A 19,072-nucleotide genomic window follows, 5' to 3' on the forward strand; every position below is an offset into this window, starting at 1 on the left:
CCGGATTCTCCCGCTCTCGACCGGAAACGGCGGAGAGCGGGCATTGCCTCATAAAAAAATCCCCTCGTCCGCGGGGGGAACGAGGGGAGGAGGCCGATGGCCTGGCCATTACGGGGATGTCATTCGGCGGCCATCAGCACCGGAGCCTCGTCGCGCGCGTGGTCGGCAGGTGCATTGGCTGCGACGTAGCGGTCGAGCGCCGCGAGGCAATCGCTGACGGTTCCGGAACCGACCGCCCGGCAGTCCTCGAAGGCGTGCGGGTCGGGGCGGAACCAGTGGGTGATGTAGCATTCCTCGCGCCCGTCCAGGCTGAGGGTGAGGGCGAAGCGGCCCTCACGCCCGATCCGGGCTTGAGCGGCGCGCAGACGCGCCTGGACCTCTTCTATGGTCATGAGAGCGAATCCTTCTTCTCATCAGGCGGCAGTGGCGAATGACGCGTCGCTCCTGCCGCCGTCGGGAGCAGACTCTTCCAACCGTTTTGCCCAGTCGATGTCACGCGCCAGAGACTCGACCAGGACGCGGGCCGCTCCCGCTGTTTCCGCCGGGGTGTCGGGTCGCAGCAGCCCCGACAGGCGCAATGCCAGCGTCTCGGCCTCCGCCTCCACCCAGCGGGCGTAGTGGCGGCGACGCTGGTCGCGGTTCCAGTACCACCGCGGAAGCTGGGCGTTGGCACGCTCGAATTCGCCTTCCCAGGCGCTCATGCGGAACAGGCCGCTGGGAGAATGCCCCTGACTCGACGCGTGTTGAGTGGAATATGCCATGCGGACCGTCAGGCGGCTTCCCGCCCGTCCTCTTCCTCTCGCTTCAGGATCTCGGCCTTCTTCTGGGCGAAGAGGCCGGTGATGCGGTGCTGCGCCGCGCGGTCGACCGCGCCGATCTCTCGCAGGCGGGTGCCGACGCCGGATCGCCAGACCTCCTCCAGGTCGTCCAGGTCCAGGCAGGCGCCGAGCCGGCGCTTCACCTCGGCCTCGAACGCCTCGACGGCCGCCGGCTGCAGCTCCGGGTTGGATTTGGCGGCATAGAATGCCTCCGATTCCTCCCGGTATTTGCTGTCGTCGAACTGCCCCATGTAGACGTCGGCGGCGAGGCCGATCTGCAGCAGGCATTTGCCCACCGCGTCGGTCATCGACATCTTGAAGCACTCGTCGTCCGGCATCTCCATGCCGTTGCGGCGGCGCACCATCTCGGTTCCGCCCCATTGCGGCCCGGTGAAGCACTTCTCGCGGGTTTCCGGATCGACGTACCAGACGCGGGCACAGATGAAGATCATCCGCTCGGCGATGGTCCAGTCCATCTGCTCGTAGCCCCAGCCTTTGCCGATCGGCCCGAACACCTCCGTCATCATCTGGAAGCGCCAGGTCGGATCGATCTGCGTGCCGCGGAAGCCGCCCGCCCGGGTGAAGGGCTTCGTCGCCTTCGGATCGGTACGCTTCAACCGGTTCCACAGGTACAGGGTGTCGATGCGGGTCGGCTCCGACGGTTTCGATGGATCGGAGGGATTGGACCCTTGCGGGGCGGAGGCCGACGCGGGCTTCCCGCCGGTGCCCGGCGTCGCTGCCGCCGCTGCGACCGCAGACTCGGTGGCGGCGGAGTCGGCGACGACCGTCTCAGACTTGCTCATGCGTCCCATGACGTGGGTCCTTCTTGTGCAAAGGTTTCTGCTCTCCCCTCACCCCAACCGGCGGACAGTACCCGGTCGAGGCTGAGCTCCACCGCGTTCGGGTCAGAAGAGGGCATCCAGGGTTGCGCGTCGGCGAGCGCCCGGCGCGGCGGTGCGCCGTAGCGCAGACTGAGCCGGCCCTCACGATCGCGCGTCAGGTAGAGGCCGCCGGAGGTGCCGTCCATGCGGCCGGTTTCCACGAAGGCGATGCGGGCGTCGTCGGGCATCAGAGCCTTCAGCGCCGCTTCGGCCTCCTTCGCTTCGAGCGCCGCCGGTCGGCCGGCCACCAGCCGGTCTGCAAGCACACGGAACCGGTTGTGCCGGCCCATGTCGAGGATGCGGCCGTTCTCGTAGGACGGGCCGTCCAGCGGCAGCGGATCGGTCGGCTCGACGTCGTTGACGACGTGCCACCAGAAGGCCTCCAGCGTCTCCACCAGCCGTTCGATGTCGTCCTCGCGGCGGTCGACCCGGACCAGGGCATGCCCTGTGGGCCGGAGGATCGACAGCAGAGCCCGATCCAGGCCAACCACCGCAAGCTGGTGCTGGATCTGCCAATGGTAGCGCCGGGCCAGATCCGCGTCGTTCTGGAAGCCGCTGTTGAACTTCGCCTCCACGATCGTGTCGAACTCGCCATCCTCCACGCTGCGGGTCAGGAAGTCGGGATGGGCGACCATCCAGTCGTGCTCGGCATGACGATAGCTGTCGTTGGCCTCGCGACAGGGCAGGCCGGTCGCATGGGTGACGAACCGCGCGTGCAGATGCTCGGTCGCGATGCCGATCTGAACGGCGGCGACGAGGTCGAGGTTTTCGGGTTCGATACGTCCGGTCTTTTCGCGCCATAGCGACAGCCAGTCGCCAGCCATGACGCGCGTTGCGTCCGACGACCCGACCCGTCCGGCACGCCAATCCCGCTGCGCTTGAGTGATCGCCATGCTGTCCCGTCGTTCCCGGTTGCAGGCCCTACGGCCCCTCGCCGGCTTGTAAGCGCGACCTGAACTGCGTCTTCGCAGCATCTTCACAGGTGCGCCTTACCGGACCCTGAATATGGGATGCGAACACGCAGCTTTCAAGAACAAAACGTGAATCTTTGGCTTGGCCATAAACAAGCCCAAGAGCATGAAAAACCACTATATTTGGTGTCTTTTTTGCCGCTCCATAACAACGGAAAACGAACGGAGTAGATGCGCCCGTTTTCGCGAGTCGCCGGGCGGCGGTATCCGGTCGGCGACTCGATCGCGGCTGGCGCTTTACATGCGCAACGCGCGCACGACCTGCACGGCGACACCGGCCACATGGGCACGGTCGATGGCAGTCGGGCGGCAGTCGGGATCGGTCGAAACCGGCATCAGGTGCGGCGGGAAGAACCGGTAGCCGCAGATCGTGCCGTCACCGACCGTCACCACGACGTCGCCGGGCTGCGGCGACAGCACATCGAGCGGTTCCAGCACCACGCAGTCGCGCGGAAGCACGCCGGCGGCATCCAGGCTCTTCGATACGATGCGCAGAGCGAAGGCGCGGCGGGACGTCCCACTGTCCATCGCCACCGACGCCGCGCCGGCCTTCAAGGTGCCCGCCAGGAACTCCTCTCCCGCCTTGCGGCCGAGATCGAGGAAGAGATGAGCCTGTTCCAGCGTCAGCACCGGCACGCGCGTGACCGGGCCATAGGCATGATCTTCGAGGAAGCGCGGCTCCGAACCGGCAATGCGCGCAAGGCGGGCCAGCGTATCGGCGCTCGGCAGGCTGCCCATCACCGGATCGCGCAGGAAGCGTGTCAGGTTGGTGGCGGTCACGCCGGCCAGCCGCGCCCAACCGCCGGCGCTCCAGCCTCTCGCCTCCATCACACCGGTCATCCAGCGCAGGATGGCACGCCGCGTCTCGTCCATCGGTTCCCCTCACCCTCCGGCCCGATCATGCCGGAACGCAGTCCTACACGCTCAGGGTGGCTCCGGGGAAGACGCGATGGACTCAACCCCGCTGCGATTTCGCAGTGCCGCCTTGGACTCTGCCGTGACCGGAACCATCTGTGCGGCAGCGAAACAGCCAGGGAAGCAGAAGCCATGATCGTCACCAGCACCGATTCCGTGGAAGGCCGGCGGGTGGTCGAATATCTCGGCATGGTCGCCGGCGAGGCGGTCATGGGCGTGAACGTCTTCCGTGACATGTTCTCGTCGATCCGCGACATCGTCGGCGGACGCGCCGGCGGCTACCAGGCGGCCCTGCGCGACGCGCGCGAGGCGGCCTTCGCGGACATGGAGGAGGCCGCCCGGGCGTTGCGCGCCGATGCCATCGTCGGGGTCGACGTCGATTACGAGGTGCTGGGCAAGGAGAACGGCATGCTGCTGGTGTCGGTCAACGGCACGGCGGTTCGACTTTCGTAAGCGGAACCTTAACCGATGTCCGCTGGACAGGCCCTGCCGTATGGTTAGACTGCCCGCCCATCGGACAATCGGGGAGGGACGTCGATGCGGGGAGTTGCCAGCGGTACGAAACGGCGGAACCGGGACCTGTCCCGCCGCCTCGGCGCACTCGCCATGGCCGCCAGCCTGTTCGGCGCCCTGCCCGCGCTCGCCCTGGACGGCATCGTCGAGAAAAAGGTCTTCGAGATGCCGTCCTACACCACCGTCGGCGGCGGTACGATCAAGAACGTGCGCGTCGGTTGGGAAAGCTACGGCAAGCTGAACGAGGCCAAGGACAACGCCATCCTCGTCACCCATTTCTTCAGCGGCAGCAGCCACGCCGCCGGCAGATACAAGGCCGAAGACCCGGCACCCGGCTATTGGGACAGCATCATCGGACCGGGCAAGCCGCTGGATACCGACAAGTACTTCATCATCAGCTCGGACACGCTGGTGAACCTGTCGCCCAAGGACCCCAATGTGGTCACCACGGGTCCGGCCAGCATCAACCCGGACACCGGCAAGCCCTACGGCATGAGCTTCCCGGTCGTCACCATCCAGGATTTCGTGAATGTCCAGAAGGCGCTGCTGGACAGCCTCGGCATCAAGTCGCTCCAGGCGGTGATGGGCGGCTCCATGGGCTCGCTCCAGGCGTTCGAATGGGGCGCCGACCATCCGGAGATGGTCAAGCGCGTCATCGCCGTCATCGGCGGGCCGGAGGCCGATCCCTTCCTGATCGGCTGGCTGAACCTGTGGGCGGCCCCGATCAGGCTCGACCCGAACTGGAACAACGGCGACTATTACGGCAAGGCGGAACCGGTGGCCGGCCTGACCGAGGCGTTGAAGCTGGTCACCCTGCAGGCCCGGCACTGGAAGTGGGCCGATGCGGCCTTCGGGCGCAAATGGGCGGAGGACGGCAAGGACCCCCGCGCCGCGATGGGCAACCAGTACGCCATCGAAGCCTGGCTGGACAAGGCGGCTGCCGGCCGCGCCGCCGTCAGCGACGCGAACCACCTTCTTTATCTGGTCAAGGCCAACCAGACCTTCGTCACCGGCAACGGGCCTTCGCTGGAGGACGGGCTGGCGAAGATCAAGGCACCGGTGCTTCTGATCCCTTCGGCCGACGACCTCGTCTTCCCGCCCGACCGCAACATGCGGCCGCTGAAGGACAGGCTGGAGAAGCAGGGAAACCGGGTGGACTATACCGAGGCGATCACTTCCACCCAGGGCCACCTCGACGGCATCGCCAACATCGCCAAAGCCGGCGACGCGATCACGCAGTTCCTGGCGAAATAGGAATCGGCACGGGACTGGGGCGGCGGCTCCGCCCCTGCCCGGTCAGTCGGCGACCGGTGTTCCGCGGAAGTTCAGCAGGCTCGGCGCCTTGTCGATGATCTCTTCAAGGATCAGGGACGCCGTCTCCAGGTCGCGCTCCAGCTCCGGGCCCAGCTTGCCGGCATAGGCGGGACGCTTCAGCTTTTCCGCGGCGTCGTGCAGGCTGCGCAGTTCGGCGACGAAGATCTCGCGGGCGCCCATCGGCAGGATCGGGTTGGCCGACAGCACGAAGAAGAACCGCATGCTGGCACGGACCAGCAGCGCCAGCATCACCGTGTCGAGCTTCTCAAACTGGTCGCGCAAATCGTCGGAGCGTGCGTCGACGAGATTTCGCATGCGCTGTTCGATCAGGATCACCAGCGCCTGGAACTCGCCCACCTTGTCCCTGAACTCGCGGTAGGCGCCGAAGCTGTGCTTGCTGGCCTCGTGTTCGGCCAACTGGGCCAGCTTGGAGGCCTCGCGGCACTGGCGCTCGAGGGCACCCAGCAGTTCCTTGACCTCGGCTCTGGTGTATTGGCGCTTGCTCATGGGCTCGGGCGTTGGCTCGGAAGGGGCGTTCGCCGGAAGCTATAGCACAACCCACGGGCGGCAACCTATGCCGCCCGTGTGCCGCGGCCTCAATGATCGGCCTTCACCACGCCGCCCGGACGGCGCACCAGCGGCATGAACAGCAGGGCGCCGAAGAAAACCGCCGACATCAGCAGCATGGCGTCGTTGAAGGTCAGGATCAGCGCCTCGCGCTGGACCAGCCCGACCAGCCTCGCCATCGCCGCGGCGGTGGGATCGGCGACCAGCCCGTCGAAGCGCTGGCTGAGGCCATCGACCATCTGCTGCACCTCCGGCCGGGCGAGGTTGACGTTGTCGCCGAGCCGGTTCATGTGCAGGGCGTTGCGATCGGTCAGCACCGTATTGATCGCCGCCAGCCCGATGGCGCCGCCCAGGTTGCGCATCAGGTTGTAGAGCCCGGACGCGTTCTTCAGCTTGTCGGGCGGCAGGGTGCCCAGCGCCACGCTGTTGATGGGGATGAAGCACAGCATAAGCGACATGCCGCGCACCGCCTGCGGCAGGAACAGCTCCCAGAACCCGGTTTCGGCGGTGAAATGGCTGTTCATCCAGACGCCGCTGCCGAACAGGATCAGCCCGAGCGCCAGCATGGCACGCAGGTCCATCCGCTTCGACAGGGCGCCGGCGATCGGCGCCGACATGAACTGGAAGGCACCGGTCACGAACATGATGGTGCCGATCTGCAGGCTGTTGAAGCCGCGCACGCGGGCAAGGAACAGCGGCTGCAGGTAGACCGACCCGTAAAGGCCGATGCCGAGGATGAAGCTGTAGAGCGAGCCGATGGCAAAGTTGCGGTCGGCGAAGGCCCGCAGCTCGACGATCGGGTTGCGGTAGGACAACACCCGCCAGAAGAAGCCGATGCCGCCGATGGCCGCCACGATGGCCAGGGCGAAGATCGCCTCGTCGTCGAACCAGTCGTTGCGCGGCCCTTCTTCAACCACATATTCGAGGCTGCCGAGGAAGGTGGCCATCAGGGTGAGGCCGATGAAGTCGAAGCCCTTGCGCAGCTCCGGGTTCGGGCGGTCGACGTCGACCAGGATCCAGACCAGCGAGGTCACCAGGATGCCGGGTATGACGTTGGCCAGGAACAGCCAGTGCCAGGACATGTGCTGGGTCAGGTAGCCGCCCAGCGTCGGACCGATGGTCGGCGCCATGGTGGCGACCAGACCCATCATCACCGACACGCCGGCCCGCTTTTCCGGCGGGAAGATCATGAAGCTGGTGGCGAAGACGGTCGGGATCATCGCGCCGCCGATGAAGCCCTGCAGCGCGCGCCAGACGATCATCGACTCGATTCCGCCGGCGAAGGCGCAGGCGACGCTGGTCAAGGTGAAGCCGGCGGCGGCCATGGTGAACAGCACCCGGGTCGACAGGATGCGCGACAGGATGCCCGACAGCGGGATCATCACGACCTCCGCGATCAGGTAGGAGGTCTGGACCCAGGAGATCTCGTCGGCGCTGGCCGCGAGGCCCGCCTGAATTTCCGACAGCGAGCTGGAGACGATCTGGATGTCCAGGATCGCCATGAACATGCCCACGACCATCGAGAAGAAACCGACGATGTCGCGCTTGGTGAGCGGGCGCATGCCCGGAGCCGATGTGGCCATGGAACGCTGCCTTCCGATGATGCCGTGGCTGGCGATGCCGGAGCGGACCGGCCGCCCTTGCCGCGCGCCCTGTCCTTATTTCGCGGCCACGGCCTGCTTGTCGGTCAGCGCGCCGAACACGCCGCCCGCTGCGACGTGCGGCTGGGTGTCGGCCCCGCGGGTGTCGACCTCCGCGACCACCGACAGTCCCGGACGCAGCAGGCCGGCCAGCGCGTTGTCGCGCGGCAGGGCGATGCGCACCGGCACGCGCTGGACGATCTTGGTGAAGTTGCCGGTGGCATTCTCCGGCGGCAGCAGCGAGAACTTGGAGCCGGAAGCCGGCGCGAAGCTCTCGACCCGGCCGACCAGACGGCTGTCCGGGAAGGCGTCGACGGAGATCGACACCGCTTGGCCGGGCCGCATGCGCTCCAGTTGGGTTTCCTTGAAGTTGGCGACGACATAGACGTCGGGAAGCGGCACCAGCGCCAGCAGTTGCACGCCGGGGCGCGCGTACTGCCCGACCTGGACACCGCGGTTGCCCACCACCCCGTCGACCGGGGCATGCACGATCGTGTTGTCCAGGTCGATGCGAGCGGTCTGAAGCGTGGCCTGCGCCTGGGCCAGATGCGCCTCCGTCTCCGTGCGGGTCGCCTGCAGGACGTTGACCTGCTCGTTCTCGGCGGCGAGCGCCGCACGCGATTTGGCGACCTGGGCCACCGCCTTGCGCAGGTCGGCGTCAGCGGTCTCGAGCTTCTGGCGGCTCGTCCAACTGTCGTTGGCAAGCGAGCGGCTGCGGTCGTACTCCTGCTGGGCGCGGCGCTGCTCCGCTTCCGAACTCGCCAGCGTGGCGGCCGCCTGATCGATGACGGCGCGCTGCAGCGCCAGCTTGGTGTCGAGCGTGCCGAGCGCCGCCTTCTGCGCGGTCACCGCAGCTTCCGCTTCGGCAACCTTCGCCCGGAAATCCTGGTCGTCCAGGACCGCGAGCACGTCGCCCGCGCGGACGAGCTGGTTCTCGGCCACCTTGACATCGCGGACATAGGCGGAAATCTTCGGACTGACGACGGTGATGTCGCTTTGCACATAGGCGTTGTCGGTGGACTCCATGAACCGGCCCTCGGTCCACCAACGCTCCCCGGCAATGCCGCCGCCCACCAGCACGGCCACGGCCACGCCCGACAGCACGATCTTCCGCACGCCATTCGCCATTGTCTTCTTCCCCATTCCACTGCGGCCCCGCACCGCGTCCGCTTGCCCAGCCTTGGGGCGTCCGCTGAACAAACTGAACCGTTCAGTTTAGTCTTGCCGGAAAATGGCGGATGGCCTATCTGTTGTCAAGACCGAACTGAACGGTTCAGTTTTCGGAACTGTCTTTCCAGGGGCTTGCCGGGCGATGCGGAACGCAGTAGGGGCCAAGGGGTTGGAATCAAGCGAGGTGCGCATGACCACACTTGTTGCCCCCAATCCCGAAGCCGGGTCCAAGCCGGCACAGATCCTGGAGGCCGCCGGCCTGCTGTTCATGGAGCATGGCTATGGCGCGGTCAGCATGGATGCCGTGGCCAAGAAGGCGAACGTTTCCAAGGCGACTCTCTATGCCCATTTCGGCAGCAAGGAGGAACTGTTCCGCGCCATGGTGGCCTGCGAATGCGCAAGCTCCGTTCTGGCCGGGATCTGGGACGAGGCGACGAGGCTGCCGGTGGCGGAAGGGCTGCGCCTGATCGGACGCACCTTCGTCAAGTTCGTCGCGTCCCCCAAGGCGCTGTCCGTCTACCGCATGGTTCTGGGCGAAGTCCTCCGCTTTCCGGAGCTGGCGCAGGCGTTCTATGACAGCGGCCCGGCCGAGACCTTCATCCGCGGGCGCGAGTTCCTGGCGGAGGCGGCCGCCAAGGGAGAATTGGCGATCGAGGATGCCGATCTCGCGACCCACCAGTTCTTCGGCCTGCTCAAGGCCAACATGCACATGAAGCTCCTGCTTTGCCTGAGCGAGCGCCCGAGCGATGCCGAACTGGAACGGTTCGTCGATGCCGCCGTCGACCTGTTCGTCAAAGGCTATGCTCCCGGCGCACGATGAAATGTTGCGGTGAAAGGTTGTTGAAATATTCGCAGAAGCGATAACAATGAGCTGAAAGGCTCGGAGGTTCCGTTTCAGAGTTCCTTCCGTATGCCTTGTCAGCACTCAAGGCTTCGGCTAGCTTTCGGGAGACATACCGGCGTAATCGTGCAGGATGACTCTGCGCATGAATCTCGACACGGCCTTCATCGCGCAGGTCATAACCATCATCAGCTTCGCCGTCGGCCTGTCGGTCATCGTCGCATCCGGCCGTTACCCGATACACATCCGGCGATCGCTGCACGCCTATGCCCATGGCAAGTTCCTGCTCGGCTCGGCCTTCCTCGTCGCCGGCCTTCGCGACGGCCTTTGGTCCGAGCTGCTGATCCCTCTTGTCAACGGCTTGGCCATCTCCGGCCTGACCTTGAACTATACCAGCGTCCGGCATCTGCAGAGCCGAAGGGTATGGAATGCCCTCCCCTTCGCGGCCGGCGTCGTGGTGGGTCTCTGCTGCCTCGCCATCGTGATCGCCGGGGGCGGTCTGGCGGGCGTGCGCACGCTGACGAGCGGCGCGGCGGCGCTCGTCCTGGCCGCCATCGCCATCGAGGTGCTCGTCCGCTACGAGGCGCGCGGCATCCCTCACCATGTCACGGGCATCCTGTCGGTCGGTCTTGCCTTCGGCTATCTGGTCCGCATGGGATCCGCCCTGATGGGCGACGCATCGCCGCTCCACCGGATCGCCGACGACCAGGTGGAGCGGGTGATCTTCGTGATGACGTTCCTCGGCACGGTCATCGGCGCCATCAACTATGTCCTGATGGCCAGTGACGAGTTCAATCGGGAGCTTTCCAGGCTCGCCCATACCGACGGCTTGACCGGGGTTCTCAACCGCCGCCGCTTCTTCGAAAAGGGAGAGGTCGAATTCCGCCGGGCGCGGCGGCATGGACGGGCGTTGACGGTGCTGATCCTCGACATCGACCGTTTCAAACTGATCAACGATCGCGCAGGGCATCCCTTCGGCGACCGCGTGATCCGGGCCGTGGCCGATTGCTGCGCCGGGCAGATCCGCAAGGAGGACGCCATCGGGCGCGTGGGCGGCGAGGAATTCGCGCTGATCCTGCCGGAAACCGATGCGGAGACCGGCCAGCACGTGGCGGAGCGGCTGCGTGCCGCGATCGAACGCCAGGTCGCGGGCTTGGCGGCCGAACGGGGGCTGACGGTGACGTGCAGCATCGGAGGCGTGGCGATGTCCGCGGAGCATGGCGAGTTCTCCGACCTCATCGCTCAATCGGACAGCGCGCTCTACGATGCCAAACACGCCGGACGGAACCAGGTTCGCTTCGTGCTCCCGGCACAGCGCCGCCCGTTCACGGTCCCGGCCTAGCGGCCGACACAACCCGTCCGGCAACGCCGGCGGTAAGAAAAAGCGGCCCGGCCGCATTTTGCGCTGTGCCCGGCTTTACCCGCCGGACCGCTTGGCCCATTATCCGCGCGCATCGCCCCTGCCGGCCGGACCGGTCCGCCGGGGCCGGTCCGGCAGCATTCCTTGCGGCAACATCGGCAAATGGTCGTGGTTCTTTCCAATCTCGGCTCCGGCGGTCTGGAGCCGCAGCGGTCCCAACTGACGCTCGGGACGAAGTTCAGGCTCATCAACTGGGGCCTCGTCCTGCTGGTCTGCACCATCAGCGCGGCGGGGATCGGGCTTCTCTACTCCGCCGCCGGCGGCCACTGGAAGCCGTGGGCGCAGCCCCAGCTTGTCCGTGCCGTCCCGGGCTTCGTCCTGATGCTCGGCATCGCGCTGATCGACATCCGGCACCTGATGCGGTCGGCCTACGTGATCTTCTTCATCGTCCTGTGCCTGCTGATCGCCGTGGAACTGATGGGCCGTATCGGCATGGGCGCCCAGCGCTGGATCGATCTCGGCTTCTTCCAGCTCCAGCCGTCGGAACTGATGAAGCCGGCGCTGACCTTGGCGCTCGCCCGCTATTTCCACGGCATCACCTTGGACCAGATCGGACGCCCTCTGCTGCTGATCCCGCCGCTGCTGCTGGTCTTCACGCCGGTCGCCTTCGTGCTGATGCAGCCGAACCTCGGCACGTCGATGCTGCTGATCCTCGGCAGCGGCGCCATCTTCTTTGCGGCCGGGGTGCGTGTGTGGAAATTCCTGCTGGTGATCGGTGGCGGCCTGTCGGCGATTCCGGTCGCCTGGGAATTCCTCCACGATTACCAGAAGCAGCGCGTCTACACCTTCCTCGATCCCGAAACCGATCCCCTCGGCGCCGGCTACAACATTCTTCAGTCGAAGATCGCGCTCGGATCCGGCGGCCTGTTCGGCAAGGGGTTCATGGCGGGGTCGCAAAGCCAGCTCATGTTCCTTCCGGAAAAGCACACCGACTTCATCTTCGTCGTGCTGGCGGAGGAGTTCGGCATGGTGGGGGCCCTGGCCCTGCTGGCGCTCTACCTGATGCTGCTGATCTACGGCTGGGTGATCGCGCTCAGTTGCCGCAGCCAGTTCGCGCGGCTGGTGGCGGTGGGCATGACCGCCCAGTTCTTCCTCTATGTCTTCGTCAACGTCGCCATGGTGATGGGCCTGATTCCGGTGGTCGGCATTCCGCTGCCGCTGGTCTCCTACGGCGGTTCGGCGATGATGACGCTGATGATCGGCGTCGGCCTGCTGCTCAGCATGTCCGTCCACCGCGAAATCCGCATTCCCAAGAGCGGCGTCACCGACCTCTGATCCCGTTCCGCCGGTTCCTCGCGCCACCAGGAGTAAATCCGATGGCGCAGCACCGCAACCCTGTCGCACCGTTGCCGATCATCGCTTCTCTCGCGATATCGGGGTGGAGGCCGCCCGAAATTGCGGGGTGGACAGTGACAGCGGGAGGAACGGGCATGCGCGGCAGTCGGAACGGAATGCTGATCAGAGCGGGCTTGGCCGCCCTGTTGACCGGTGCCGGCGAACCGGTGCTGGCCGACTCGTGGCTCAGCCATCTCGGCGGTAGCTTCAGCGACCGGATGACCTCCTACGAATCGTCGCGCTGGCAACGGTCGGATGGCTGGAACAGCGGCGGCCACATGAGCTGCTCTTGGAACCGCGAGAACGTCGCCTTCCGCGACGGGCACCTTGCACTGTCCATCACGGACCAGCCCGGCGGGCGCGAACGCTATTCCTGTGGCGAATTGGCCAGCCATCGCTTCTACGGCTTCGGCAGCTATCGGGTGAACCTGAAGGCAGTCAAGGCGGACGGGGTGATGACCTCGGTCTCCCACTACACCGGCCCTCCCTTCGGCGACCCGTGGGATGAGCTGACCATGGGCATCGCCGGCAAGGACACCACCAAGCTGGAACTCAGCTACGTCGCCAACGGCGTCGGCCATCGCGGTACGGTGATCGATCTCGGCTTCGACGCCGCCAAGGGGACTCACAGCTATGGCTTCGACTGGAAGCCGGATGGCATCGTGTGGATGGTGGACGATAAGCCGGTACACCGGGTGGCGGCGAAGCCGGAAGATCTGCCGCGCATGCCCGGCCGCCTGATCCTGCGCTTCTGGAGCGCGTCCGGCGACACCCAATGGCTGCGCCGCTTCACCTATCCGGGACACGCCCTGACGGCCGAAGTGGCCTCGGTCAGCTTCCGAGAGGACGCGGCGAACCTGAGCAACTGACGCGGCCGGTGACGGCCGCGCCCCACCCCACAGCGGCGCGCGGCCGTCACCCCAGCGCTTCGGCGCCCAGGTAGGATTCGATGACGCGGGGGTCGGCGACGACCTCCGCCGGTGCGCCGTCGGCGATCTTCTCGCCGTGATCCAGCACCACCACGCGGTCGGACAATGCCATGACCGCGCGCATCACATGCTCGATCATCAGGATCGTCAGGCCCTCGCGGCGGTTCAGGTCGCGCAGCACATCGACCATCCGGTCGACCTCCGTCGGGCGGAGCCCGGCCAGCACCTCGTCGAGGAGAAGCAGGGTGGGCCGGGTGGCGAGCGCGCGGGCGACCTCCAGGCGCTTGCGGTCCGGCAGCGTCAGGCTGCGCGCTGGGCGCCCAGCCTGGTCGTCGAGTTCCAACCGTTTCAGGACCGCCCTCGCCTCCCGGCGTGCCGTCTCCACCGACGCCTCGCGCGCCAGCGCGCCGACGAGGACGTTCTCTTCGACGGTCAGATGCCCGAACGGCTTCACGATCTGGAAGGTGCGGCCGATCCCGGCGGCGCACACTTGGTTCGGCTTGAGGCCGGTGAGGCTCCGGCCCTTCAGCGCGACCGTACCCTGGTCGGGCGCGAAGACGCCGGCGATCAGGTTGAAGGTCGTGGTCTTGCCGGCACCGTTCGGGCCGATCAGGGCCAGGATGCGGCCTTCCGGCACGGTGAAGCTGACGTTCGACACCGCCTTCAGGCCGCGGAAGCGCTTGGACAGGTTCTCGACCTGGAGCAATGCGGTCATCTCAGCTCTCCTCGCCGGGCTGGCGCACCAGTCTCAGGCGGCGGGCCAGCCAGGGCCACACGCCCTCCGGCCTGAACACGACGATCACCACCAGCGCCGCGCCATAGAAAAGCTGCTTCAGTCCCGGCAGGTCCAGCCCGCCTGCCTCGATGACGAAGGTCAGCACCTCGCCCAGCGGAGTCAGGATGAAGGCGCCCAGGATCGGCCCGACCAGCGTGCCGATGCCGCCGACGATGGCCGGCAGGATGATCTCGATCGAACGCCCCATCGAGAAGACCTGCTCGGGGAACAGGTTGTTGAAGTAGAAGGCCTGAAACACCCCGCCCAGTGCGGTCAGCGCCGACGACACCGCCACGGCGGTCATGCGGGCGCGGAACAGGTCGACGCCGGATGCCTCGGCCGCGTCCGGCTCCTCGCGCACGGCCAGCCACTGGTAGCCGAGGCGGCTGTGCAGCAGCAGCCGCGAAAGCGCCAGCGCCCCCAGCACCAGTCCCAGCACCACGTAATAGAACAGCGTCGGCGAGCCGCGCAGGTTCAGCAGGTCGTTCTCCCCCGCCCCGACCGGCAGGAAGAAGCCGGCGGAACCGCCGACCCAGGTGATGTGGTCGAAGCCGATGCGCGCCACCTCGGCGAAGGCGATGGTCAGCAGGGCGAAGTGGACGCCCTTCACGCCGAACCGGAAGCCCAGGAAGCCGATGATGCAGCCGGCCAGCACCGCCGCCAGCACCGCCGGCACCAGTCCGGCCCATGGGCCGATGCCGAAATGCACGAACAGCGCCGCGCTGACATAGGCGCCCAACCCGACATACAGCGCGTGCCCCAGCGACAGCAGGCCGGAGAAGCCCATCATCACGTTCCACGCCTGCCCGACATAGGCGAACCACAGCACGGTGGTCAGCACCGACAGCAGATAGCGGTCGGCGACGAAGGGCGCAACCGCCAGCAGCAGGGCAGCCAGCACCATCAGGACAAGCCCGCGCCCGGTCACTCCAAGGGTTCCCATCACGACCGTTTCCCCAACAGCCCCTGCGGGCGGAGCAACAGAACCACGATCAGCACCCCGTAGCTGAACAGGGATTTCAGTGACGGCATCAGCAGGAAGCCGGCAAGCGCCTCCGACACGCCGATCAGCATGCCGCCCAGCAGCGCGCCGGGCAGGCTTCCCAGTCCGCCGACGATGACGATGATGAAGCTGAGCAGGGTGTATTCCGGTGCCAACTGCGGCCGGGCATCGACCAGCAGGGTCATCAGCGCGCCGGCAACCCCCACGACGGCGGCCCCGATCCCGAAGGTCAGGGCATAGAGGCCATCGATGTTCAGCCCGACCACGCGGGCGCCCAACGGGTTGTCAGCACAGGCGCGGATCGCCTTGCCGGTCCGGCTGAAGCGGAAGAAGGCGAACAGCGCCGCCGCAACCAGCACCGCCGCGGCGCCGGCGCGCAGGCGCACGGCGTCCAGCAGCAGCGACCCGATCTCCACCGTGTCGAAGCTGTAGGGCACCTGCACGTTGCGGGCATCCGGTCCGAACAGCATCAGCATGGCGTTGACGAGGACGGTGGCGATGCCCAGCAGCAGGATGAACTGCATGTGCTCCGGCCGCTCGACAAACCTGTTCACCAGCCCGCGCTGCAGCAGCCAGCCGGCGGCGAACAGCAGCGCGGCCATCGCCGGCGCCGACAGCAGCGGATCGATGCCGAACCAGCCGCCGAGGAGCACGGCACCGTACATGCCGGCCACCATCATCTCGCCATGGGCGAAATTGACCACGCGCACCACGCCGAAGATGACCGACAGCCCCAGCGCCGCCAGGCCGTAGACAAGGCCGGTCAGCAGGCCGGATGCTGCGATGTTGAGGTAGTAGTCGATCGGCATTGTCACGAACTGTCCGAACGGTGGGGTCCTGCGGGTTACCAGCCCCGGCGAATCCAGGCAAGAAAGAACGTAGCGGAACTGACGATTCGCACGTCCTTATGGTCTGGCCGCGAGCCGGGTGCCGCCGCCGAGCGCCGCGATCCGCTCGTTAACGTCGGAGATCCGCCGCTCCAGCGCGTCAGACAGGCAGGATTGTGCCGCAGCAGCCACCGCCGGGTCGCCTTCCGTCCCCTGCCGCACCCAGCAAAGGGCGGAAATCCGCTCGTGGAAGCGCCTTTCGTCCTGGATGAAGCCGTAGGATGCCTCAGCCCGCGCCTGCGGATCGGCGACGGAGCCCAGGAACCGCATCTGGAGCCCGCGGGCGCGCCCATCGAGCAGCGCCAGCGCCGGCAGGTCGCAGATCATCCGCCGCAGCGGTGCCGTCACCGATTCGCAACGCGGGTCAGGAACCGGATCGGGGGGCAAGGCGCCGGGCGAGGGCCTTGCCGGCGCCAGCCTGACGGGTACGGCCGCAATCGGTGCGGTCGCACGCCCCGCCGCGGTGGGATTGTCTGCTGCCGCGGCCGGAGGTGCGGGCACGGGTTTCGGCTCCGACGGCAGGCCGCCCTGCCCGCCCAGGGACCCGCGCAACACCCGGACGGGGGTACCGACCTCGGCGGCGGCGAAGACGGTCGCGATATCGCCCGGCAGCATGCGGAAACAGCCGCCGCTGGCTCGCCTGCCGACGGACTCCGGCTCATTGGTGCCGTGAATTGCGATGGCGGGCCATCCGAGATCGAGTGCGAATTTTCCCAGCGGGTTGCCGGGTCCCGGTGGCACGGCGGACGGCAGCGATGGCTTCTCACGCCGCTGATGCGCCGTCGGGTGCCAGGTTGGATCGCGCCGCTTGCGTTTCACCGCGCTGTCGCCCACCGGAATGGAAACGCCCGGACGGCCGATGGCGACGGGAAAGCTGCGGGTACCGCCATCGGGAGTTGTCAGGTAAAGCCGGCGGTCGGCGAGGCTTATGGCGATGGCGGGCTGTCCGGCGGCCTGTGCCGAGGCCGGGCGTGGGGCGACCCCGCCCTGCACCGCCACCAGGACGAGGGCCACCGCCCACCAGGGCAGGACGGCTTTCGGTGAGGCGGCTGCGGTCGAGGGGGCGGCCGCGGGGGCTCGCCGGAGGGGCGAAAATCCATCCATGCGGAAAGTTGATCGCCTGTCTCCTAAAACAGGGTAAACAGCAGGGACAAACAGCAAGAAGGCGGCGGCCGCCGGTTGCGTGGGGGCGTCCAGCCAGCCCTCCGTTCCATCGGCCCCGCCCTGGCAGCAAGGACTTGTACCATGGACCAGATCGAGCAGACGTTGGCCGTCGCGACCGAACATCACCGTGCCGGCCGCACTGCGGAGGCGGAGCGCCTTTACCGCGCCGTGCTTGACGCCTCTCCCGGTCATCCCGACGCGCTGCATCTGCTTGGCGTGATCGCCCTGCAATCGGGCCAGCCGGCGGAGGCGGTGGACCGCATCGGGCAGGCGGTCGCAGCCGACGAGTCCTCGCCACTGTTCCATGCCAATCTCGGGCATGCTCTGCATGCCAGCGGCCGCCATCGCGATGCGGCTCTCAGCTTTGCCCGCGCGCTTGCGCTCCTGACCAACCAGGGCGAGGGCTGGGGCAACATCGGCGCCCTGGCGAACCTGATCCGCCGCTATGACGACGACGTCCGCCGCGAAGCGGCGGCGGAGGTCGATGCCAAGTACGCCATGGGTGACGTGATGCGGCGGCAGTCGCTGCTGTTCCTGCTCACCGGCGACATCGCCCACTACCACACGCTGGTCACGGCGGTGCTCGACGATCCCCTGCGCTTCTCGGTGCCGTCGCTGCATTACGCCTATTGGGGCATCGCGATGCGGCTGTTCCAGGGCGAGGCGCGGTCCGGGGATCTTTCCGCCTTCGTCCAAGGCGACTTCCGGCAGTTCTATCGCATGCTCGTGGAGGAGACCGGCCGCCGCTACGGGCTCGACCTGCGCCTGCAACGGGTGGAGCCGCGACCGCTGGTGAGACGGGTGGCGCTGGTCACCAACCAGATGCTGGGCGAGGGACACCAGCCGACGGCGGACGCATTCGATTATGCCCGCCGCCTCCAGGACGAGGAGGGCTGCGAGGTGCTGATCGTCAATCCCAACGCGATGGCGATGTCCGGCGAAAACGGCTTCGTCCCGGAATACAGCTACAACGTCACCGAGGAATACGACGGCGAGCAGGTGATCGAGGCCCACGGCGCGCGTGTCCGCATGGTGTCCTTCCCGCAGCCCCGTTTCGACGAGGAGAAGCTGACCGCCGTCACCGACGCGGTCGAGCGCTTCGACCCGGATGTGGTTGTGGCCTTCGGCGGCTCCAATGTGGTGGCCGACCTGTTCGCTTCGGTGCGACCGGTGGTGCTCGTGCCGACCTCGTCCGGCCTGCCACCGTCCCTGGCGGCCCTGCTGCTGGGGTACGCGCCGGAGGACGACGCCAGCGGCTGGCCGGAGGAGGAGCGGGAGCGCTTCCGGCATTTCTCCTTCGGCTGGGCGCTCCCGGACGGCGGTGCCGCGCGCAGCCGGGCCGACTTCGGCCTGCCGGACGAAGGACCGCTCTATGTCGTGGTCGGCAATCGCCTGGACCAGGACGTGAGCGCGACGTTCCTTGATACGCTTGACCGGCTGCTCGATCGGGTGCCGGACGCTCGTATCGTCTTCGCCGGTGCGGCGCGGGACCTCCCGGCTCGTCTCGCCGCCGCCCGCAACGGCTCGCGGATGCTGGCGCCGGGGCATGTCGACGGGATCCGGAGCCTCTATGCCCTGGCGACGGCCTACCTCAACCCGCCGCGACAGGGCGGCGGGGGCAGCGCCGCCTTCGCATTGGCCGAGGGGTTGCCGGTGGTTTCCTTTGCCGGGGGCGACGTCTCCGCGGTCGCAGGGACGGGCTTCATCGTCGCGGATGATGCCAGCTTCCTGGACCGTGCGGCGGCATTGGCGGAAAACGCCACGATGAGGGTGGAGGCGGCGGATTTGGCTCGCAAGCGCTTCGCTGAAACCGGCGACCGCTCCCGGTCGGTGAAGCAGTTGCTGGAGTATGCACGCGAGGCGCAGGGGCTGTTCTGAGACCCTCGGGCTCCTGATCTCTGCACGGGCTTGAGGCGGAAATAGAGAATT

The 19,072-nt window shown here is 67.1% G+C and carries 19 protein-coding genes; 7 read left to right on the forward strand and 12 right to left on the reverse strand.

The window, feature by feature from the left end:
* Positions 1 to 119: 119 nt before the first annotated feature.
* From J2850_RS08470 to J2850_RS08490, 5 genes are all read right to left on the reverse strand, one after another.
* On the reverse strand, positions 120 to 392 hold the full coding sequence (locus tag J2850_RS08470) for a hypothetical protein (protein WP_209980570.1): 273 nt from the start codon (positions 390 to 392) through the stop codon (positions 120 to 122).
* A gap of 21 nt (positions 393 to 413) precedes the next feature.
* On the reverse strand, positions 414 to 701 hold the full coding sequence (locus tag J2850_RS08475) for a hypothetical protein (RefSeq protein WP_209980572.1): 288 nt from the start codon (positions 699 to 701) through the stop codon (positions 414 to 416).
* A gap of 68 nt (positions 702 to 769) precedes the next feature.
* The gene (locus J2850_RS08480) at positions 770 to 1,630 is read right to left on the reverse strand and encodes a hypothetical protein (RefSeq protein ID WP_246512908.1); all 861 of its coding nucleotides are present in this window, start codon (positions 1,628 to 1,630) and stop codon (positions 770 to 772) included.
* Entirely contained in the window at positions 1,618 to 2,592 is a 975-nt protein-coding gene (locus J2850_RS08485; RefSeq protein ID WP_209980573.1) for a YqaJ viral recombinase family protein, read from the reverse strand. Before J2850_RS08485 ends, J2850_RS08480 begins: the two co-directional genes overlap by 13 nt.
* A 315-nt stretch (positions 2,593 to 2,907) precedes the next feature.
* Positions 2,908 to 3,543: a LexA family transcriptional regulator gene (locus J2850_RS08490; RefSeq protein ID WP_209980574.1), complete on the reverse strand. Its 636-nt coding sequence runs from the start codon at positions 3,541 to 3,543 to the stop codon at positions 2,908 to 2,910.
* 174 nt (positions 3,544 to 3,717) lie between these two features.
* Between J2850_RS08490 and J2850_RS08495 the strand changes: the two genes are divergently transcribed.
* Entirely contained in the window at positions 3,718 to 4,038 is a 321-nt protein-coding gene (locus tag J2850_RS08495; protein WP_209980575.1) for a heavy metal-binding domain-containing protein, read from the forward strand.
* 84 nt (positions 4,039 to 4,122) lie between these two features.
* Positions 4,123 to 5,352, forward strand: coding sequence for an E22 family MetX-like putative esterase (locus J2850_RS08500; RefSeq protein WP_209980576.1), 1,230 nt, complete (start codon positions 4,123 to 4,125; stop codon positions 5,350 to 5,352).
* Between the two features lie 42 nt (positions 5,353 to 5,394).
* Here the strand turns inward: J2850_RS08500 and J2850_RS08505 are convergent, their stop codons facing one another.
* The 3 genes from J2850_RS08505 to J2850_RS08515 form a co-directional block, all read right to left on the reverse strand.
* Positions 5,395 to 5,919 carry a hypothetical protein gene (locus J2850_RS08505; protein WP_209980577.1) on the reverse strand — a complete coding sequence of 175 codons (525 nt, stop codon included), beginning with the start codon at positions 5,917 to 5,919 and terminating at the stop codon, positions 5,395 to 5,397.
* 89 nt (positions 5,920 to 6,008) lie between these two features.
* On the reverse strand, positions 6,009 to 7,562 hold the full coding sequence (locus J2850_RS08510; RefSeq protein ID WP_209980578.1) for a DHA2 family efflux MFS transporter permease subunit: 1,554 nt from the start codon (positions 7,560 to 7,562) through the stop codon (positions 6,009 to 6,011).
* Between the two features lie 75 nt (positions 7,563 to 7,637).
* Positions 7,638 to 8,747, reverse strand: a complete 1,110-nt coding sequence (locus J2850_RS08515; RefSeq protein ID WP_209980579.1) for an HlyD family secretion protein — start codon at positions 8,745 to 8,747, stop codon at positions 7,638 to 7,640.
* Between the two features lie 232 nt (positions 8,748 to 8,979).
* Here J2850_RS08515 and J2850_RS08520 point away from each other — a divergent pair, with 232 nt between their 5' ends.
* The 4 genes from J2850_RS08520 to J2850_RS08535 all read left to right on the forward strand — a co-directional run bounded on the left by J2850_RS08520 (position 8,980) and on the right by J2850_RS08535 (position 13,254).
* On the forward strand, positions 8,980 to 9,609 hold the full coding sequence (locus tag J2850_RS08520; protein WP_246512909.1) for a TetR/AcrR family transcriptional regulator: 630 nt from the start codon (positions 8,980 to 8,982) through the stop codon (positions 9,607 to 9,609).
* Between the two features lie 166 nt (positions 9,610 to 9,775).
* Positions 9,776 to 10,972 (forward strand): GGDEF domain-containing protein, encoded by a 1,197-nt coding sequence (locus tag J2850_RS08525; protein WP_209980581.1) that lies wholly within the window; start codon positions 9,776 to 9,778, stop codon positions 10,970 to 10,972.
* Positions 10,973 to 11,152: 180 nt separating this feature from the next.
* Positions 11,153 to 12,325 carry a rod shape-determining protein RodA gene (gene rodA / locus J2850_RS08530; protein WP_209980582.1) on the forward strand — a complete coding sequence of 391 codons (1,173 nt, stop codon included), beginning with the start codon at positions 11,153 to 11,155 and terminating at the stop codon, positions 12,323 to 12,325.
* Between the two features lie 176 nt (positions 12,326 to 12,501).
* On the forward strand, positions 12,502 to 13,254 hold the full coding sequence (locus tag J2850_RS08535; protein WP_246512910.1) for a family 16 glycosylhydrolase: 753 nt from the start codon (positions 12,502 to 12,504) through the stop codon (positions 13,252 to 13,254).
* Positions 13,255 to 13,300: 46 nt separating this feature from the next.
* Here the strand turns inward: J2850_RS08535 and J2850_RS08540 are convergent, their stop codons facing one another.
* The 4 genes from J2850_RS08540 to J2850_RS08555 form a co-directional block, all read right to left on the reverse strand.
* Complete coding sequence (locus J2850_RS08540) at positions 13,301 to 14,029, reverse strand: ABC transporter ATP-binding protein (protein WP_209980586.1); 729 nt, start codon at positions 14,027 to 14,029, stop codon at positions 13,301 to 13,303.
* Position 14,030: 1 nt separating this feature from the next.
* Positions 14,031 to 15,032 (reverse strand): branched-chain amino acid ABC transporter permease, encoded by a 1,002-nt coding sequence (locus J2850_RS08545; protein WP_246512929.1) that lies wholly within the window; start codon positions 15,030 to 15,032, stop codon positions 14,031 to 14,033.
* Entirely contained in the window at positions 15,032 to 15,901 is an 870-nt protein-coding gene (locus J2850_RS08550; protein ID WP_209980758.1) for a branched-chain amino acid ABC transporter permease, read from the reverse strand. Before J2850_RS08550 ends, J2850_RS08545 begins: the two co-directional genes overlap by 1 nt.
* Positions 15,902 to 15,997: 96 nt before the next feature.
* Positions 15,998 to 16,993 (reverse strand): L,D-transpeptidase, encoded by a 996-nt coding sequence (locus J2850_RS08555; protein WP_343206876.1) that lies wholly within the window; start codon positions 16,991 to 16,993, stop codon positions 15,998 to 16,000.
* A 231-nt stretch (positions 16,994 to 17,224) separates the two neighbouring features.
* Between J2850_RS08555 and J2850_RS08560 the strand changes: the two genes are divergently transcribed.
* On the forward strand, positions 17,225 to 19,021 hold the full coding sequence (locus J2850_RS08560) for a tetratricopeptide repeat protein (protein WP_209980588.1): 1,797 nt from the start codon (positions 17,225 to 17,227) through the stop codon (positions 19,019 to 19,021).
* Positions 19,022 to 19,072: the final 51 nt, after the last annotated feature.

This window comes from Azospirillum picis, from assembly GCF_017876115.1.
In the GTDB taxonomy this organism is placed as follows: Bacteria; Pseudomonadota; Alphaproteobacteria; order Azospirillales; family Azospirillaceae; genus Azospirillum; species Azospirillum picis.

Coding starts and splice junctions, on each gene's coding strand:
- J2850_RS08470 (WP_209980570.1), bottom strand. CDS start 392: ATGACCATAGAAGAGGTCCAGGCGCGTCTGCGCGCCGCTCAAGCCCGG.
- J2850_RS08475 (WP_209980572.1), bottom strand. CDS start 701: ATGAGCGCCTGGGAAGGCGAATTCGAGCGTGCCAACGCCCAGCTTCCG.
- J2850_RS08480 (WP_246512908.1), bottom strand. CDS start 1,630: ATGGGACGCATGAGCAAGTCTGAGACGGTCGTCGCCGACTCCGCCGCC.
- J2850_RS08485 (WP_209980573.1), bottom strand. CDS start 2,592: ATGGCGATCACTCAAGCGCAGCGGGATTGGCGTGCCGGACGGGTCGGG.
- J2850_RS08490 (WP_209980574.1), bottom strand. CDS start 3,543: ATGGACGAGACGCGGCGTGCCATCCTGCGCTGGATGACCGGTGTGATG.
- J2850_RS08495 (WP_209980575.1), top strand. CDS start 3,718: ATGATCGTCACCAGCACCGATTCCGTGGAAGGCCGGCGGGTGGTCGAA.
- J2850_RS08500 (WP_209980576.1), top strand. CDS start 4,123: ATGCGGGGAGTTGCCAGCGGTACGAAACGGCGGAACCGGGACCTGTCC.
- J2850_RS08505 (WP_209980577.1), bottom strand. CDS start 5,919: ATGAGCAAGCGCCAATACACCAGAGCCGAGGTCAAGGAACTGCTGGGT.
- J2850_RS08510 (WP_209980578.1), bottom strand. CDS start 7,562: ATGGCCACATCGGCTCCGGGCATGCGCCCGCTCACCAAGCGCGACATC.
- J2850_RS08515 (WP_209980579.1), bottom strand. CDS start 8,747: ATGGCGAATGGCGTGCGGAAGATCGTGCTGTCGGGCGTGGCCGTGGCC.
- J2850_RS08520 (WP_246512909.1), top strand. CDS start 8,980: ATGACCACACTTGTTGCCCCCAATCCCGAAGCCGGGTCCAAGCCGGCA.
- J2850_RS08525 (WP_209980581.1), top strand. CDS start 9,776: ATGAATCTCGACACGGCCTTCATCGCGCAGGTCATAACCATCATCAGC.
- rodA (WP_209980582.1), top strand. CDS start 11,153: ATGGTCGTGGTTCTTTCCAATCTCGGCTCCGGCGGTCTGGAGCCGCAG.
- J2850_RS08535 (WP_246512910.1), top strand. CDS start 12,502: ATGCTGATCAGAGCGGGCTTGGCCGCCCTGTTGACCGGTGCCGGCGAA.
- J2850_RS08540 (WP_209980586.1), bottom strand. CDS start 14,029: ATGACCGCATTGCTCCAGGTCGAGAACCTGTCCAAGCGCTTCCGCGGC.
- J2850_RS08545 (WP_246512929.1), bottom strand. CDS start 15,032: ATGGGAACCCTTGGAGTGACCGGGCGCGGGCTTGTCCTGATGGTGCTG.
- J2850_RS08550 (WP_209980758.1), bottom strand. CDS start 15,901: ATGCCGATCGACTACTACCTCAACATCGCAGCATCCGGCCTGCTGACC.
- J2850_RS08560 (WP_209980588.1), top strand. CDS start 17,225: ATGGACCAGATCGAGCAGACGTTGGCCGTCGCGACCGAACATCACCGT.